Annotated in this window: 4 protein-coding genes and 1 pseudogene; all 5 read left to right on the top strand. The window is 71.8% G+C overall.

The features are described 5' to 3' along the window. Positions 1-5 precede the first annotated feature (5 nt). Positions 6-476, top strand: a complete 471-nt coding sequence (locus tag KV557_RS19685) for a YbaB/EbfC family nucleoid-associated protein (protein WP_218202059.1) — start codon at positions 6-8, stop codon at positions 474-476. After that, on the top strand, positions 469-768 hold the full coding sequence (locus KV557_RS19680; RefSeq protein WP_218202058.1) for a hypothetical protein: 300 nt from the start codon (positions 469-471) through the stop codon (positions 766-768). Before KV557_RS19685 ends, KV557_RS19680 begins: the two co-directional genes overlap by 8 nt. A gap of 86 nt (positions 769-854) precedes the next feature. Further along, complete coding sequence (locus KV557_RS19675; RefSeq protein WP_445156344.1) at positions 855-14,831, top strand: WXG100-like domain-containing protein; 13,977 nt, start codon at positions 855-857, stop codon at positions 14,829-14,831. Between the two features lie 103 nt (positions 14,832-14,934). Then, a complete protein-coding gene (locus tag KV557_RS19670; RefSeq protein WP_218202055.1) occupies positions 14,935-15,381 on the top strand; it encodes a hypothetical protein in 447 nt (148 codons plus the stop codon). Between the two features lie 113 nt (positions 15,382-15,494). Beyond that, positions 15,495-16,160: pseudogene (locus KV557_RS19665) on the top strand (hypothetical protein); the annotation flags it as partial.

Genomic DNA, 16,160 nt, shown 5'->3' with positions numbered 1-16,160 from the left:
AAGGCATGTCGTACTCGTTCGAGGAACAACTGAACCAGGCCATGGCCTCGTTGGCGGAGCAGCAGGAGAGGCTGGCCGAGTCGACGCGCAAGATGCGGGCGATGACCGCCTCGGCGACCAGCAAGGACCGGATGGTCACCGCGAAGGTCGGATCCCAGGGCGAACTGCTCGCGCTGACCTTCCACACCACCGCGTACCAGTCCATGGCGCCGGCCCAGCTGGGCACCGTGCTGAAGGACGTGCTCAACGAGGCCAAGGCCCGGATGGGCGATCAGATCACCGCCGAGATGCGCACCTTCGAGGGCGTCGGCGAGAGCCTGCGGATGAACTTCACCGGCGAACGCGGCGACGAGGAGCTGTTCGGGGCCGGCGGCGGGCTGGACCTGGACGCGCTGCTGGCCCCGCTCACCGCGATGCGCCCCGGCGCCGACCAGGCGCCCAAGTCCTCCCGCAAGCAGGAGGAATTCAATGGCTAGCAGGCTGCGCAAGGACGAAAGTCTCAAGGCGGCGTTCGCCAACTTCGACGACGTGGCGACCCTGGTCGGAAAGATCAACAAGGAGATAACGGACATCAACGAGAAGAACGTCAAGGCCGGCGGCGGCGACGAGATCGGCAAGCAGTACCACGCGAAGATCGACAAGCCCACCGCCGACCTGACCGGGCTGACCTCGCAGATCCGGGACAAGCTCAAGGCGATGTCCGCGCACGGCCAGGGCACGGCAGACCTCTTCGACGCCACCGACGAGCACAACGCGGGCCTGGTTTGAACCGCCGCCGGTAGCACCTGACTTCGGGCCCGCTCGCCCGCCCCCGCACCCTCGCACCGCCAGCCCCGCCCCGGAGGCCCTGCGCCATGTCCCACTCGTCCATCCAAGTCTCTCCGGGTGTGGCGCAGTTCTTCCACATCATCAGCGGCATGCCCTGGCCGGAGTCCGACGAGGGACTGCTGCGGGACGTCCGGGACGACTACCTCGCGCTGGCCGAGGACCTGCCGAAGCTGCGCGGGTACATCGCCGATGCGGTGACGAGCTGCCACGCGAGGCTCGAGGGCGAGGCCGCCAACGCCTTCGAGAAGGAGTGGGGGCAGTTCATCGGCGCCGCCCCCGGGTCCACCGACCCCCTCGGCACGGCCGGCACGCTCTGCACCGACCTGGCCGAGCTGGCCGGCAAGGTCGCCAACACCGTCGAGTACACCAAGTGGATGGCGATCGGTCAGCTCGTCCAGCTGATCATCGAGATCGCCATCGCCATCGCCTGGTCCGTCTTCACCGGGGGCGCCTCCCTGGTGGAGCTGGAGTGGAAGAAGTTCTTCACGAAGCAGTTCCTCATCCAGCTGCTGAAGAAGCTCGCGCTGCTGATCGGCATGCACACCTTCGGCGGCATCGTCGGCGGCCTGACGCTGGACGCGATCATCCAGGGCATCCAGTTCAAGCGCGGCGACCGGCACGAGTGGGACAAGGACCTCACCAAGCAGGCGGCGATCTTCGGTGCGATCAGCGGCTTGATCGGCGGCCCGCTGAACCTGCTGGGCCTGGGCCTGGGCAAGCTGATCGGCCCCCGCCTGAGCAAGCTGTTCGTGGAGAGCACGCTCAACAAGATGATCAAGGAGCTGGCCGGGGGAATCGCGGGCGACGCCCTCGCCGGCGCTCTCAAGGGGGCGGGCAAGGAGCTCGGTGAGGGAGCCGCGGGCGGCGCCCTCAAGGCGGGCGCCAAGGAACTCGGCGAGGGCGTCGGCCACCTGCTCGGCAACGAGGCGGCCGAACAGTTCGCGAACGGCATCTCCAAGCTCCTGAAGGAGAACTCCCAGTACCTGTCCAAGGGCTTCAAGGCCGGGCGCAAGGTGGGCGCCGCGACCGGCGAGAAGTTCGTGAAGGAGCTCGGGGAGCTCTTCAAACAGGAGCTCGGCGAGGAGCTGGGCAACAAGCTCGCCCGGGAGGTGGGTGAGCACCTCGGGAAGCAGTTCGTCGAGCAGTCCCTGAAGTCGGCGCTGAAGGAGGGCAGCAGGGCGACGCTGATGGAGGGCCTGGAGACCATCCTCAAGGACGGCGGCAGGGTCGGGCTCACCCCGGAGCTGAAACTGCTGGCCGAGAAGATGCCCGAACTCGCGGGCGGCATCAACAAGATGAACAAGATGTTCTACCTCGGGCACGTCCTGGGCAGCCAGCTCGAATCGGGCCTCAACCAGTACCTGACCGAGGGCATCTACAACACGATCTACAACGGCGAGTGGCAAGCCAGCGGGATGAGCTTCGTCGGCGGCTTCATGATGGCCGGGATGCGGCACATGCTCATGGGGCTCGCCTCGCCGCTGACGGCCCGGTACGCGGACTTCGTCCGCAGTCTGGAGAGCTCCCGGATCACCGGGGAGAGCGGCGAGCACTACGGCATGACCCACCCGCTGACCTTCCTCTCGGTGATCAGCAACATGGGCGGGCACTCGGCGCCGTTCCCGGTGCCCCGGCCCGGGCACATCGACCAGATCCGCGCCCACGTGACCAGCGACGACATCGTCCCGGGCCACTCCGACATCGGCTCGATGTCCGGCAAGGCCTTCGCCGGGACCGAGGGCGGGCCGGTGCTCGCCGACTCCAAGGGCAAGACCAGCCACAACTCCTCCGTCGACGGCGGGTGGGACCCGAAGGCCCCCGCGCCGAAGGTCTCGACGGAGTCCGGCGCCAAGTCGTCCGCGTCCGCTCCGTCCTCCGAGGCGCCGAAGACCACCGGCAAGCGGGACACCGACCCCGGGCCCGCCACCAGGACCCGCACGGAGACCGACACCCCCCAGAAGGGCGAGAACCCGCAGAAGGCCGACACCCCCCAGAAGGCCGGGACCCCGCAGAAGACGGGGGGCCGCAGCGGCAACGAGACCGCGACCGCGTCCGCCGACAGCCAGGGCGGTGCCGCGAAGGCGCAGCACCAGTCCCTGCCCGGCCAGGACCGCCGTACCACGGTCCGGGAGGAGCACGACGAGCCGACCGTGCACGAGCGCACGACCGCGACGAACGGCGGGCCGGCGGGGCCGCCCGGGCGGTCGGCGACGGACAACGGGCCCGTCGCCCCGCACTCCGACAACGGATCGCAGCCGCACAAGGACGGGCCCGGTGGCGGCCCGGCGTCCCCGCCGATCCGCACCAGCGGCGGCTCCGGCGACCTCCACAACGACGGCAACGGCAACGGCAACGGCGACGTCCCCGCGCCCGGCCGCCCGGACCCGCAGCGCCCGGACCCGCAGAACCCGGTGCCGAACCACCAGAACCCGGACCCGCAGCGCCCGGACCCGCAGGGCCCCGTGCCGCCCGCCACACCACCGCGCGACCCCAAGCCCGACGGGCCCACCGACCCGAAGGGCCCCCACGACCAGTCCGCCCCCGGCCCCACCACCTTCCACACGCCCTCCGGCCACGCCTACCACCGGGTCGACGCGCCCGAGCACGCCAAGGTGCCCGCCGGCGACGAGCGGCGCACGGCCTGGCACGACAAGCAGCAGGACCTCGCCGAGCGGCACGACGCCGTGCTCGCCGAGGCCGAGGCGAAGGAAGCCCTGCACGGCGCGATCGAGGAACACCTGATCGAGGGCCACGCCGACCTGCCCCGGGAGCTGCGCGCCCTGACCGGTCCGGGCACGGAAGCCTGGCGCCGCACCGCCGCCGACCTGCAGACCGACATCGAGGCCCGCCCGCACGAGCGGGAGGAGATCCTCGCCGGCGCCGCCGACCGCCTGGAGCTGGCCGGCGCCCGCGAACTCGCGCTCAAGATCGCCGTCGGCCGCTTCGACGACCTGCTGACCAGGCGCGGCCTCGACCCGGCGACAACCGGCGACGACCACCCCCGCGCGGAAATCCGCCGGGAAGCCTCCGAGCGCTTCCGCTCCGACGCCGAACACGACATCGCCGAGCTGTTCACCACCCGCGCCGACCTCACCCCCGAACGCAACGCCCTGGCCACCCGCGGGCTGGAACGCCGGCTGCGCCAGGCCGCCGGGGACCTGGACGTCCGTCAGGCACGCGCCACGCAGACCGAGCGGATCGACCGGGCGGTGGACGAGGCCCACGCCGACTGGAAGCGGGAGAACCTCTCCGAAACGGACCGCGCGCTGCTGGACGCGGTCGGCGTGCCGAAGGACACCCGGGTGTCCGAGGAGGCCCGCGACCAGGTCGCCGAGGCCATGCGGGAGCGGATCACCGACTTCCACGGCCGCTACCAGGACCGGATGGCCCTGGGAGCCGACGAGACCGAGCCGGGCGCCGGCCGCAGGGACGAGGACACGTTCCTGGCGATCGAGGACGAGAACGGCGAGGACCTCGCCGCCCTCGACCCCACCCGCCGGGGAAAGGAGCGGCTCGAAGCCGACTTCCGGGACGTCTTCGAGAGCCACCGCAGTGGCCTGTCCCACGACTTCACCGTCCAGGCGGTCCGCGAGACCGTGCTGAAGCGGTCCATCGAGGCGGTGGAGGACGCGGCCGGGGCGTGGAAGACCAGCGCCCCCGAGCAGTTCGGCCCCGAGGCGCTGCGGGAACTCGGCCTGGCCGACGGCCCGTCCCCCCGCGCGGTGGCCACCGCCCGCGCCCAACTCGCCCGCCTCACCGACCACGCGGTCACCGAGCACACCGCCGCCGACCGCGACCCGGCCCGGCTCAAGGAGGAACTGGACCGGCTGACCTCCCCGGCCGAGGTCAACCGCCTGCTGGCCCTGCACGGCGCCCGCGAGGAGGCGCTGCGCGTCGCCGAGGAGACCGCCCGTACCAAGGTCCCGCACGACCTGGGCGGCCCCGACGGCACCGACCACGAGCCCGCGACGGCCGCCTCCGTCGAGACGGCCCTGGGACGGCCGGCGCGCGGCAGCCGCACCGAGGGCTCCGAACCGCCGGCCACCGCCGCCGCCCGGCGCGTGCGCGAGGGCTACACCGAGCGGATCCGCGCCGCGTTCGAGGAGAACTTCCGCTCCCTGCTGCGCGACGGGGACGCCGACCACAAGGCCGGCCTGCCCGAGCAGCTGGAGCAGTGGCGCCGCGAGCGCGAGCGGCTGACCGAGGGCCTGGACCTGCACGTCTCCTTCGAACGCGCCGTGCTGCCCGCCCGCGAGCACGCCGCCGCCGGCTACGACCGCCTCGCCGAGGACCGCCGGGTGTCGGCGGAGGAGATCCAGAACCTCAAGACCCAGTACGGCGGCGAGTTCTTCGACGCCTACAAGGACCACTGGGGACCGGAGGACCTGGACGGCGAGCGCTGGCGCGGCCACGAGGCGGCCAACGAGAACGTCTTCGGCCGCCGCCCCGCCGACAACGAGCCCGAGGCCGAGCACAAGCCCGAGGCCGAGCACAAGCCCGAGCCCGAGCACAAGCCCGAGCCCGAGCACAAGCCCGAGCCCGAGCACAAGCCCGAGCCCGAGCCCGAGCGCAAGCCCGAGCCCGAGCCGACCCCCGTGCCCGGGCCCCTCACCCCGTCCGGCCCGCTCGTCCGCCCCCGGGACACCGTCCTGGAGCCGTCCTCGGACAAGAAGCCGGGCGGGGACCGCCCGGAAGGCCACGAACTCGTCGAGCAGGGCGACCTCCACCCGGACACCCCCGCACCCAAGGACGACCGGCCCGGGCCGGCCGGACCGCTGCAGGAGCAGGCACGCCAGACACTCCTGACGACCGGTCAGGACCACGAGGGCGCCGGGCCCCGCCGTGAGGCGCAGGAGCAGGCACACCAGGAGGTGGCCGGGAAGGAGCGCCAGGCCGCCGGGGACCGCGACCAGGCCCGTCCCGTCGCGCCCGCTGCCCAGGAGGCCGTCTACCCGGTGGCGCAGCGCACGCCCGCGCAGGCCCCGCCGATGCACTCGGACTCGGAGGACGACTGGAGCACCGGCAGCGCGAACGGCGACTCGGTCCCGAACACGTCCGTCAACCAAGCACTGGCCCAGTCCATCCAGACCATGACGGTGGCCGAGGCCCAGGGCGACACCGGGCAGGACACGCCGAACCGGGTGACCGAGGAGGACTCGTCGCTGAACCTCCTCGACGAGCCCCTGCCCGAGGACCGCCCGTTCGAGGCCGCTGAGCTGTGGCGCACCGGTGACCGCCTGCCGCACTTCTACATCCAGGACCACGAGCTGAGGACGTGGGTCCCCGAGAACAACCAGTCCGTCCCGCAGGACCCGGCCGCCCTCCTCGGGCTGGCGGCCGACCGGATCGAAGCCCGGCTGCAGCGCATCCTCGACCGGGCCACGCAGGTCCGGGACACCGGGGCCGCAGGCCACGAGGCCGCCACGCTGCTGCTCGACACGCACGCCGTGCTGGCGGGCGACGGCTGGTCGCCCGCCTACATCAGCGAGTTCCTCCACCTGCAGATGCGGCTGCGCGCCAGTGCGGTACCCGGCCTGTTCCCGGCGCGACTGTTCGAACAGCACCCGCAGCCCCTGCAGGGGGGCGGGTTCTCGGGATTCCGCCTGATGACCGCCTACGAAGTGCCGCCGGCCGGCGGGATACAGACGGCACATGACGGCGGCTCGTTGCGCGGCACCGACGGCGCCGCCGACGCGTTCTACAAGTGGCTGGAGAACGAAGCGGGCGGGCACCCGAGCCACATCTCGGTCTGGGAGGGATCCCAGGGCGGCGGATCCTGGGAGCGGGATCCCCTGACCGCGAAGCTGATGTTCGGCCACTTCCGCCCCGGCGACGGGCCGGAAGTGGAGTACCTCTGGCGCCAGCTCGGGAACGACGACGTCTACATGTACGGGCAGTCGTACGTCCGCAGCCTGGTGGCCCAGCACGTCTTCACCTACGAGTTCCTGAGGACCACGGAGCTGCCGAACGTGGACCGCCACACCGGGCAGGTCACCCTGATCCGGCTGGAAAGCCAGCGGCACGTCGACAACGTGACCGGCAGCGAAGAACGGCAGGAGGGCCGACCGCTGCCGCTCCAGCGGGGGCCGGCCGAGTCGTTCAGCCTGCTGTCGCCCTTCAAGGATCCGCACAGCACGAGCGACAGCGGCCCGTTCTACGTCACGGTCCAGACCCTTCCGATCCACCGGGTGTTCGGGACCCACCTGCAGGGCCGACTGGACGAACTCACCGGGCCGATATTCGGCGGTGAGGACGAGTTCGTGGTGATGTCGGCGGGCAGCGAGATCATCTTCAACGGCATGACCGTGCCCCTCACCCCGCGCCAACTGGCCGAGCAGCAGGCCGAGCAGCAGCAGGCCGACCAGAACGCCCAGAACACCCAGCCCGTCCAGCCCGCCCAGGCGCCGGCGGTACCCGCCGCCGTACCCCCGGCAGCCCCGGCCCAGGCCCCGGTCCCTGTCCCGGGCCCAGCCGTGCCGCCCGCCACCCATGGCACGGTGCTGCCCGCCTCGTCCTGGGCCGACATCCGGACGTCCGCGCCGCCCGCGCGGATGGAAACGGTGCGCTTCGACCCCCGCGTGCGCGGCCAGGCGGGTCCGGGCGCCATCGCCGGGCCCGGAGTGCGCGACCAGTACGAGGCCCGGCAACTGAGCCTCGGCGGGCTGCACGGCGCCGACACCACGATCAGCTACGACGTGCGGCGCTTCGAAGCCCAACCCGGGCACTGGGTAGCCGAGTTCACCCTGAACCTGCACCTGCAGACGCCGGACGGGCGCCCGCTGCCCGCGCACGAGGCCGCCCGCCTGCTCGACCGGGCCCGGGCGGTGGTCAACGAACGCTTCAACGAACGCTTCCACCTGCCCGGCGGGGACCAGGTGCACCTGCGGGTGGACGGCACGGAGACCGCGGCCAACGCGCACCGCACCATCACCGTGCTCCCCGGCCGCGAACGCAGCGACCAGTTCAACTGGTCCGACGAGAGCCCGCCCGGTGTGCTGCTGCACGAGCTGCTGCACTTCCTCGGCCTCCCGGACGAGTACGTCGAACCGGCGAAGAACCCGGGCGACGCCTTCGCGCTGCGCCGCCGCGACCGGTGGGCCGGCGAGAACGGGGTGATGGGCACCTCGGCGTACCGGGACGACTTCACGGTGCTGCCCCGGCACCTGCAGCGGATCGAGGAGGTCCTGCGCTCGGGCCCGGTCCTGCGCGACCTGACCTACGAGCAGTACCGCTCCCACCCGGAGACGGCGCACGCCCCGCTGACGGAGCAGCACCGGGAGACCGAGGGCCCCGGCGCCCCGGCTCCGCTGAACGGCGCGACCCACATCGACGTGACCCCTGTCATCGAGACCCCCGCCGGCAGGCCACCGAACGCTCCGGCCCCGGTGCACGAGTCGCGCGTGAACGTGCTGGACAGCGGCCGGCTGTACCACGTCGTCGACGTGCCGGGCGACGGCAACTACCTGCTGCACGCCGTCCTCGCCGGCGCCCGCGGGCTGAACGGCTGGGAGCACGGCGAACTCACCGTCCACGGGCTGCGGGAGCTGGCGTCGCAGTGGTTCCGCAGCGACGCCGGCGCCCAGCTGCGCCACAACGCCGATGCCACCGGCCAGCGACCCGAGGACCGTCTGGAGCCGCACGAGCGCAACCAGACCTGGCAGGTGCACCGCAACCCCGGGGACGAGCAGCCGTCGACGCTGTCCGGCAGCGACCTCGGGAACCTGCGCATGAGTGACCTGTATGACATGGGGCTGCGCAACCGGTCTCTGTGGAACACCTCGTTCTACGACCAGGCGCCGGCCATCATCGCCCACGCCCTCGACATCCACCTCGTGATCCACGCGGGCAACGGCCGTACCGAGTTCAACCCCGGCGCGCACGGCCGCGAGGTGCACGTCTACCGCGACCCCGGAGGTGGCCTGGCCGCGCACTACTCGGAGCTGCGCCCCGATGTGCGGAGGCCGGTGGCGGTGGAGACCGGCGGTCCCGTCGACCCGAAGGTGGCGAAGGAGCTGGCCGGGCGTGTCCAGCCGGACATCGTCGTCGTCACCCTGGAGCCCGGGCAGCCGGTCTTCCGGGTGACCGATGCCTGGACGCTGCGGGGGTACCTGCTCCAGGGCAAGATCGGCGCGGTCAAGAACAAGGAGGGCTGGTCCCAGCTGGGGCCGGGGCTCTACACGGGCGACGACTTCGATCACGCGGCCACCTACAGCGACTCCCTCACCGGCCTGCCGGTGGTCATGGAGTTCCTCCTCTCCCGCCAGGCCACGGGCCTGAAGGTGAAGAACATCACCGAGGACTGGACGGCCAAGGAGGTCCCGGAGACGCTGAAGAAGTACGACTTCCTCACCGACGGGACGCAGTTCAAGTTCCACCCCCGCTTCTACGAGGGCCCCATCCGGGAAGGAGCGCAGTCCGCGGACAAGACCAGCGGTCTGCGGATCGCCGGCCTGAAGGTGAAGGAAGGCGCATCGGTCTGGAACCACTACCGGACCGAGGACTTCGTCCCGGAGTTCGAGGGCTACCTGATCAAGGCGCACCAGGACAAGGCGCAGCAACACCCGCGCAGCGACGACGCGTCCGGCCCCGCCCGCGAGCCGGATCCGGTCCCGACGAGCCAGGCCCTGGACTCCGCCCCGCCCGCCTCACCCGAGGACCTCAGGCGCATCCGCTACCTGGAGCAGGCCGAGGCCTACGAGCGGCGGCTCGCCGCCCACCTGCTCGAACGCGGTGACGTTCAGCGCGAGGTCAAGAAGGTCGTGGACCTGGCCTGGGCAATGACCACCAACGACAAGGACAAGACGCAGTTCGGTTCCAGGATGACGGGCACGACCGGCATGGTCGGCACCGACCGGCACATGCTGGAGGAGGTCGTCAACCACGGCAACCTCCGGGAGCGCATGGCCCTGCTCTACAACGGCTACACCTCCAACCACTTCGCCAAGCTCGTACGACAGCGGCAACTGCCGCGACCGGAGCAGCTGACGCAGGAACGGGTGGACCGCCACGACATCGGCGCCGAGGTCGTCAACCCGTTGACCGCGGAGATCAAGAAGGTCTACGGGGAACTGCTGAAGCCGCCCGCCGAGCGCGAACACCCGGCGCCCTTCGGACCGTTCCGCACCGACGAACCGCACGGGCCCCTCATCGACCGGATCCGGGACGACTACGCCGAGCTCCAGGACCGGCAGATCGGGGACTGGGAGCGGAAGCGGGTGGTCGAGGCCGCGCAGAAGGCGGCGGAGCGCCAGGCCAAGAGCATTCTCGAAACCGACCGCAACCCCTTCGAGGTGAACCCGCCGCTGGGCCGGGGCGAGTGGTACAGCGCCGTGGAGAAGGACGGCCGGCTGGGCTGGCAGCCGGGTGCCAAGTCCTTCCACTACAAGCTCGGCTCCAAGCTCCAGCAGGAGGCCCACGACAGCGGGGGGCTGGTCATCAGCGGCACCTCCGGCACGGCCTTCGGGATGCTCCAGGCCGTCAAGGAACTCGTCAAGACGGAGAAGGGGAGAGAGGCACTCGCCGAGATCGGGGACGGCCCGGTCGACTTCGAGCTGCTGAGGCTGGGGCTGCTCGGCTGGATGCTGGAGTCGGACGACCACACCTTCCACGAGATCATGACCGGTTCCCGCCTGTTCTCCGAGAGCCTCACCCCCGAGGAGCGCGCGGACCCGAACCTCGCCAAGACGGACCTCACCTACAACGACACCTACCACCGCTACCGCTTCCTCGCACCGCTGACCGAGCAGCAACTGCGCAGCGAGGTGGCGCCGGACGGACGGTTCCCGGACGAGCACCTGGTGGGGGACTGGTCCATCCACGACCCGGAGTTCGCCGACCTGGCCGTCGACACCCCGGCCGCCGGTGACCATCCCGCCCACGACGACCCACCGGCCCAGGAGGGCGGCAGCCTCCGCCGGCCGGCCGCCGCGCCGCCGACCGGCCCCGCTGGTGCCGACACGGCCGCGGTGGACCTGGCCAGGCACCATCTCGACGCCGCGGCCCAGAACCCGGCGCTCCACCAGTTCATGGGGTGGATCAAGGGCGGCGGGTTCACGAGCAAGCGCGACGACGAGGGCATGATCAAGGTCCGGGAAGGGGAGCGGTACCAGTCCCTGCTCGGCGACGTGCAGACGTTTCTCGACCACGCGCAAGCGCTGCACCCGGCCGGGGCGCAGGCGACGGGGGAGGCCCTGCGCCTGTACCGGGCGGTGCGGATGGACCCCGGGGCGCGGGGCCGGGACGTCTTCACCGAGCTGCTGCCGTCGTCCACCTCCTTCGACCGGCAGTTCGTCCAGGACTGGATGTCGAACGGCGGCGGTGCCGACAACTACGCGCTGTTCGAGATCCACGTGCCGCTGTCCCACCCCATGCTGGCGCTGTCGTTCCCGCCGGGCCACGCCAAGGCGGAGGGCGACCCGGCGGCGGTGAACGAGAAGCAGTCCGAGGTGACGCTCGGCCCGAGCCGCCTGACGGTGACCGCGCGGGAGGAGGAGGGCCCCTTCCACGTCATCCGGGTGGACGCCGAGCCCATGACGGTCGCCGACATCGAGACCGAGGTCGCGAACTGGTCCAGCAGCATGTCGATGCCGGACGCGTTCCAGGAGTTCACCCGGTTCTACAGCGACAGCTCGCTGCGGGCCGCCTACCGCGACCTTGAGCCCTACCACCGCATCACGGAGTCGTGGTCGCCGGACGGCCGCCAGAAGACCGTCAGGATCGAGCACCCCCACGAGCAGTTGCGCGATCAGTTCCTTGAAGTGACGATCCGTCACGAAGGCGAATCCGTTTCGATCCTCTGGCGCTCCAGCGACGACACGCCGTCCGACGGAGGCGAACCGTACGAGCGGGAGCCGCGGGTCTACAACGCAGAGAACATCGGCGACGTGAGCGGGAGCCTTCGCTCGCAGACGCTGACCGAGAACACCAGCTTCGAGTCCCTTGACCTCCCCTTCGACTGGTACGACCCCGACCTGGCGCCCAAGGCGGCGGACGCCGACCAGCCCCTGTCGGCCTCCGACAGCGCCGCCGCCGATGGCGGCAACATCCGCCAGCCGGCCGCCGCGCCCCCGGCCCCTGCCGACCCGGCCGCGGATCATGAGGCGGCAGCACGGGGAGATGAGCCGACCCTGCTGAGCCTGCTCCCGGACCCGCCGGTCATCGACCGCGGCAGCGAGCTGCGCGCAGCGCTGGTCCACCACGAAGCCTCGGGCGCCTACCGGCTGGACGACCCGGCAGTCGGCGCGCAGGCCCGGCAGCGGATGGCCGGGACCCTGGACCGCTTCCCGGCCGACGAACGCTTCCTCACCGTGGCGATGCACACCGGCACCGACGGCGTGCCGCGCTGGCGAGGCACCCGGGTCACCGAGGGCGAAGCCGCCGACCTGCTCGCCTCGTTGTACGAACAGCGGGCGTGGGACGGGAACAAGCCGGTGCAGCTGGTGGCCTGTTCGTCGGCCCGCGAAGGCGAGAAGTCGTTCGCCGCCGGCGTGCTGCGGGAGCTGCGCCTGCGACTGCCCGACCTGGACCTGGAGGTCTTCGCCCCCAGCGGTCTGGTCTGGTTCATGCCCCCGGTCTCGGCACCGTTCCGCACCGATCCGCACGGCCCCGGCGTGCTGGTGGTCGGGCGCCAGCCCGGCTTCGACGGCTCCGGCCGCCCCGTCCTGGTGGAGGACGGCAGCTGGGTGAGCCTGACGGCCCGACGGGGTGCGTCCCCCGACGCCCCGCCCGTGGCCCGCACCCTCGGCGCCCACCTGCCGGTGAACGCGACCCTCCCGCCGCGTTCGCAGTCGGCTCCCGAGGGCTACACCGTGATCCCGTCCCAAGTTCCGCCGCACGAGCGGGAGGTGGCGTCGCACGGCGACGCGGTGGCGTTCTCCGGGCGCATGCGCAGGCGCGAGGACTCGGACTCGGGCTCGGACCCGGGCGAGGGTCCGAGCTCGAACAAGCGCATCCGGACGAACGACCCCTCCGAGTCGGACGAGGAGATGGCGTCGGACGACGACACCGGCAGCGAGCTCTCCGATTCGGCGGAGGAATACCGCGACTTCCTGCAGGCCGTGAATACCCGTTCCGACCGGCTCGCGGACATGTGGGGGAGGGCCGAGGCGGGCAATGCCCCGGATACGGTCCTCGACCGGATCACCGCTGAGCGGAATGTGCTGACGGCCATTCAGAACGTCGGCCTGGTCCACTCGGTGCGGGCTGCCGACGCGCTGCTGGGGCTGCTGAATCCCGCAACAGAAAACCGGCGTGCAGATCTGACCGTCCGCCGCGACGACTTGGCCGAGCAGGCCGCCGAACTTCCGTCCGCCGGCCGGTTCCAGGCGCTCCACACCGAGGTGATGAGCCACTACAACCCTGACGGCGGCAACCTCGTCCACGACTGCGAACTCCGGGCCCACGCACTGTCCGAGCTCATCACCACGGCGAACCCGGGGACCGGTCGACACCACCTCGCCAAGATCTGGGCCTATCCCGCGACCGAGCATGAGCGGCTCCACCCGGACTACCAGTGGCACCACCACGTCGCGGTGCTGGTCGAGACGGCGGAAGGCAGCCGGGTGATCGATCCGCTGCTCTTCCCCGACCGCGCGGTCACCGTGGGGGAGTGGCGGGACGTGCTCTCCGTGTCCGGGCAGGGCGCGCCACTCATGCACCGGGCGCCGTGGGAGTTCTTCGGCGGCCCGGATTACGAGGGCCGGCTGGACACCGAGTCCGCCGCTCTGATCGACGGGACGACCAGGGCGCAGATCGACGGGTGGAAGCGCGGGGGCCTGACTCCGGTGCACGACGCGCACTCCTTCGGGGAGCCCGACACCAAGGGCACCGACACCAAGGGCACCGACGCCATCACGTCCGACCTGGTCGAAATGGTGCTGTCGGGCGGGAAGGCGTCGGACGCACAGGCAGAGGTGAAACCGGAGGAGGGGGCAGAGGGGAAGGGCAAGGACAAGGCCGAGGAGAAGGCCGCGGAGCCGGAACCCGACTCCGTGGAGGCGGCGAAGCTGGTACTGGACGACTCCCTCCTCGCCCCGCTCTTCGCCAAGAGCGACAGGAGCGTGACCTTCGCTGTCGTCGGCCTGAGGTTGAAGGGCGAAGAGAAACGGAACTGGCACACGCCCGAGGCTGTCGTCAACGGCCAGGACGCCTCCGTCAACGACAGCCGGTCGTTCAGGGCCGTCACCCGATGGGCGGGGGAGAACGGCCTGTGGACGCAGCGCAACGACGCCGAGGTGAAGGGACTGGCCAAGGCCTTCCAGCAGATGAAGGACTGGGGCTTCGCGCCGGTCCCCCATCCCTCGGAGAAGCCGCACGGCAAGCCGCCGGAGAAGGCGTCCCTCCCGCCCCGTGCCGAACTGCCGCCCCAGCCCGAGGGCGTGCTCACCGTGGTCTCCTCCCGCGGTACCTGCGAGAGCTGCAAGTACGGCGTCAAGGACTTCCAGGAGGCGTTCCCGGGGATCAGCGCCTACGTGGCGTACGAGATCGCCGCCAAGCAGAAGTCGACGGTGTCGAGTCAGCCCCGGACGTACTCGAGGGGCGGGAAGGACGTGGAGAGCACCATCGAGTACGGCTGGGCGGACGCGACCAAGCTCAACACCACCAGCAAGCACGTGCCCGGCGGCAGGGACATCGCCTTCAAGTACTTCCCCTCGAAGGACGGCGAGTCCGCCTGGAACGAGAAGCTCCAGGCCAGAGCGGCCGAGGCCGAGGCTGCGGCACAGCGGGCGCTCGAGGAAGCGGCACGGGCGGTGGAGGAAGCGGCACGGGCGGCCGAGGCCGAGGCCGTGAACGTGATCAACCGCTCGGTCAAGCCGAAGGCGGCGGAGGAGGTGATGAAGTTCGTCAGGAGCTACGTTGGTGCGGAGAAGGACTTCGTCACGCAACTGAACAAGCACATGAGGCAGAGCAACTGGGCCTGGAAGCTCACCCCTGAACTGCAAGCCGCCCTCCCGCTCTGGTTCAAGGGCAACCCGCGGCCCGACATCACGGGTGGCACCGCCTGACCGGGGATCCGCCCCCACCCGGTGAACGCCGCCCGCGCCGGGCGCCGTTGACCCGGGTGAGGGCGCCCCGGCCGAGGGGCCGGCATGCGACCGGGAGCAGGACGTGGATCAGCAGCAAGGGCGCGCAGACGCGGAGGAGTTCCGCCTGGCAGCGGTGTTCGACGTGATCGACCCGGTGACCGGGCCGGGGTTCGCGCCGGACCGCGAGGTGGTGGAGGACGCGACGGAACGGGCCGCACTGGCCGGGTACCTGCGGGCCGGCGCGGCGGTGCTGATGACACCGATGCTCATGGACGACCTCTTCGACACCTCCCGCAGGGGCGCCGTCCCGCTGAACTACCGCACCGACGGCGAGTGGATCTGGACCGACACCGTCACCTACTACCTGGAGGAGTACGACATCGCTCCCGAGCCCGGGCTGCTCGCGCACCTGCGCGAGCGGGGCGACGCACGCCCCCGGCCGGACGCGGCGACCCTGGAGCGGGCGGTCGACTTCGTCCTCCACCCGCCGCAGCCGGCCGAACCGGTGTGGCGCCTGGACACCGGCTGAACCCTGCGCGCCCCGCCGTCCGTGAGTACTTGAGGGACGGCTTTGTCGTGCGATCGGTGAGGCCAGGACGGGCCGTCCCTGCCAGGTGTCGTCGTCGAGGGGCAGGGGTTCGGGTGGGCAAGGAACGCAGCGGACGGGAGAGTCGGCCGGAGGCCGGGGGCATCCAACTGCCCGCCGTGGCCTGGGCCGTACCCGAGCCGGCAGAGGAGTCCGGGAAGTCCGGGGAGCCGGGGACGGGCGCGGCCGCCACCCCAGCGGCCGGGGCGCTCGCGGCGGTGGGCGCCGCCGGGCCGGCGCCGGCGGTCGAGGCCGCACAGGGCGCCGGGCCCGCAGTCCGGGCCGCGGGGGCGCCCGCCGGCGTGACCGCCGTGTCCGCAGCGGCCGTGTCCGGGCAGGAGTCGGCCGGCGAGGAGGAGGGCGGCCGGCGCCGCATCCCCAAGCCGATGGTGGCCGCCGCGGTGATTGCCGGCCTGGTGCTGGTCGGCGTGCCGCTGGGCATCTCCGGGTTCGGCGGGGACGGCTCCGGCCCGCACGGCGCGGACGGCCCGCCGCCCGCCGGATACTCCCAGCCGGACGGCGGCGGCGACGGCTACGTCCCGGGCGCTGACGCGCCCGGCAACCCGCCCGGCGACCAGCCCCTGCAGCCCGGACAGCAAGGCCAGCCCGGACAGCAAGGCCAGCCCGGTCAGCCGGCCGGCGCCCCGGCCGGGGAGGGCATCGTCCCCGCCGCCGCCGGGGCCGCCGCCGCTGCCGCGCTGCCCGGCGCCATCCAGGCCCCC

The sequence above is a fragment of the Kitasatospora aureofaciens genome (assembly GCF_019192735.1).
GTDB classification, from domain to species: Bacteria; Actinomycetota; Actinomycetes; order Streptomycetales; family Streptomycetaceae; genus Kitasatospora; species Kitasatospora aureofaciens_A.
Note: the sequence above shows the minus strand (reverse complement) of the source record. Positions and strands in the feature narration are given on the sequence as shown.